At 42.3% G+C, this 1,995-nt stretch carries 2 protein-coding genes; both read right to left on the bottom strand.

Annotated features, from left to right (window positions below):
- Nucleotides 1-47 precede the first annotated feature (47 nt).
- A complete protein-coding gene (locus tag NFS35_RS28735) occupies nt 48-398 on the bottom strand; it encodes a hypothetical protein (RefSeq protein WP_251210369.1) in 351 nt (116 codons plus the stop codon).
- A 222-nt stretch (nt 399-620) separates the two neighbouring features.
- Nucleotides 621-1,913, bottom strand: a complete 1,293-nt coding sequence (locus NFS35_RS28730) for a HipA domain-containing protein (RefSeq protein ID WP_251210368.1) — start codon at nt 1,911-1,913, stop codon at nt 621-623.
- Nucleotides 1,914-1,995 lie beyond the last annotated feature (82 nt).

Genomic DNA, 1,995 nt, shown 5'->3' with positions numbered 1-1,995 from the left:
ATTTTACTCTGAGGTATCTTTTTATCAACCACCTTTCTTGGAATTCCCTATGTTTGTATTATACAGGAAGCTCCTTTATAAAGTGCCAAAATTTCTTCCTCATCACAGCTCCTTTTTTTCGCAATCATTGAGCCTTTCTCCAAACGTCCTTTTCTGTCTCTCCTGACATTTTGCTTTTTCTTATGTTCCTCTTCAAAGTGCTTTTCTATCTCTTCATCCGTTAACGGTTCCGGTTCCACTTCAAACCACTCATACGAATTATGCGAATCCTCATTTAACAAATCAAACTCCCTGTCTCTTTGGTAACTACTCTCATTACCTTCTCGATAACCAAAGGCATCCCCTCTCGTAATATACGTTCGATATACGGAATTGTATACACTACCATTTCCAGACATTATGTATATCCCCCTTGCGTAATTTTTTTATTTGATTACTCCTCCCCACAATGCCAAATTCAACGTCCTGTCTATAAATATCAGAATCACATCAATAGAAAAATCATCATCCGCAGACAATGATTTTCCCCATCTCCCACACTGATTTTCCCTGACTTTCCACCACAAAAACCGAAAAAGGTAGTTTCAAGGTGAAAAATCTCCCTCATTCCCTCAAATCCCCTATTTTTCAACATTTTTTCCTATCTTTCGCAGTCTTGCGATGACACACACATGGTTATCCTCCTGGATTTCTTCCATGACAGAGGAAAAGAAATTCGTTTCCCTCAACTTGGCAGCCAGGGCAGAGGCGGTTTTTAACTCATCCTTATTGTCAAACGTCGGAGGCTCCTGTGCGATTTTTGCGGGCACGAACACATCTTTGGTATAGAGGGTATCGCCTTTCAATATTGCCTGAATCTGTTTGTCTACCATCGTTTCCAGAATCCGCACTCTTGATGGCTCAAAGTCCCTGTTGCCCCTGAAAGTGAATTGAAATCCCTGCAGATCGATCAATTCTCTTCTGATTTCTGATGTCAGCATTTCCTGTCCGATTCTTGTGAAGTCGTTTCCGATTGCCGGCCCATAATCCAGGAGCTTAGTCCCTATCTGTTCAAACTCTTCCTTTGTCACATAGGGGAGCATGGACAGATTAAAATCGAAGTTAGGGGCAATCCTAAGGGGCTTTTGGGTATCATTGACTACAAGCAAACCAATGTTTCCGAGATGTCTGTCCACATTAAATGTCACTGCGTCTAAGACAAGCATCCTCTGGAACTGTTCTCTGCAGTCGAGACTATCGAAAAAATTCAGGAGCTCATCCAAAGTAATGCCAGGATCTACCAGTTTTCTCAGCGGGACAAGGCCAATCTTCTCATTTGTGAAAGCTTTGCATTTTGTCGCTATTTCCCCGTGCAGCTTCAGGACAGAATATTGGACGCTTGTCGGATCAGCTTTATGGATTATCTCAGAGGCCAGCGCCTCGCAATAAGGCTCCAATCCGGCATTATGTGGTCCCGAAATCCCTCTTTTGTAGAGATGGATCTCTCCGTTTTCCTTTTTCCAGCATTTGCGGAAAGAACCGTCGGTCGTCAGCTCTGGTGAGGTACTGCTCATTTGCAGCCCATATAATCCAAGCCCCTCAAATGCCAGCTTGGAAATGGTCTCGTTGAAATCATTTCTATAAAAAGAAATGTCGTTCCATGAGACTTCTTCGTTTTCTGCTTTCATCCAAAAGGAATCGTTGATAGACGCGGCATGGGTGATTTTGATGAACCCCTCTGCAGTTTCGCATCCGCAATCTATCATAAGCTGCTTCAGGTGATGGTTATGCTTATAAGCCTTTCTGTCTTCCAGCCAATGATTCAGTTGGAATTTTCCAAGAGGAAGTTCGGTATTTTGGTGCAATAAGCCCCACTTGCCGTCCTTTTTGTCAAAAGTGGCAGCAATGACATCCTTATTCATCAGATAAAACATATCAAAACACCTCGTATAATAAGTTTATAGCCAATCAAAACAGGCTATAGACTTATTCTTTTTGTGATATAGATGGCGGATA

The sequence above is a fragment of the Acetatifactor aquisgranensis genome (assembly GCF_943193215.1).
GTDB lineage: Bacteria > Bacillota > Clostridia > Lachnospirales > Lachnospiraceae > Acetatifactor > Acetatifactor aquisgranensis.
Note: the sequence above shows the minus strand (reverse complement) of the source record. Positions and strands in the feature narration are given on the sequence as shown.

Excerpts from the sequence above, each read along its gene's own strand:
- NFS35_RS28735 (WP_251210369.1), bottom strand. The coding sequence starts at position 398 with ATGTCTGGAAATGGTAGTGTATACAATTCCGTATATCGAACGTATATT.
- NFS35_RS28730 (WP_251210368.1), bottom strand. The coding sequence starts at position 1,913 with ATGTTTTATCTGATGAATAAGGATGTCATTGCTGCCACTTTTGACAAA.